The following is a 621-nucleotide window of genomic DNA, read 5'->3' on the forward strand; positions in this document are numbered from 1 at the left end:
ACTCACACGCTGCAATTCTTTCGCGCGCATTGGGTGTGCCGGCCGTTATGGGTGCTAACATCAATACGGATGTGGTTAACGGTAAATTAGGCATCGTTGATGGCTATACGGGCGAGATTTTTCTAGAGCCCAACCGTCAGCTGTTGCGTGAGTATCGCAGTTTGGTTAGTGAAGAGTCAGAGCTCTTCGCGATGGTCAATAAAGATCTCGCGTTACCTGCCGTAACGTTAGATAACCAGCACATTGAAGTGATGCTGAATGCGGGTCTCAGTGCCGATAGCAACATTGCCATTAATACGGGCGTCGATGGTGTCGGTTTATATCGAACTGAAATTGCATTTTTACTTCAACATCACTTTCCATCGGAAGATGAGCAGTATCATCAATATCGAGCAATATTAAACAGCTACTCGAGCCAACGCGTGGTGATGCGTACTCTAGACATCGGTGGTGATAAACCATTGCCATACCTGCCAATCGAAGAGGACAATCCGTTTTTAGGTTGGCGCGGGATTCGCTTTACGTTAGATCATCCTGATATCTTTTTGATTCAATTGCGTGCGATGCTAAGAGCCAGTGCTGAAAGTGGTAATTTAAGTATCTTGTTACCCATGGTATCTG

The 621-nt window shown here is 45.9% G+C and carries 1 protein-coding gene; it reads left to right on the forward strand.

Annotated features, from left to right (window positions below):
- On the forward strand, positions 1 to 621 hold a 621-nt coding region (locus R7P74_RS26925; RefSeq protein ID WP_318123724.1), incomplete at both ends, for a putative PEP-binding protein.

This window comes from Vibrio sp. 2033, from assembly GCF_033339735.1.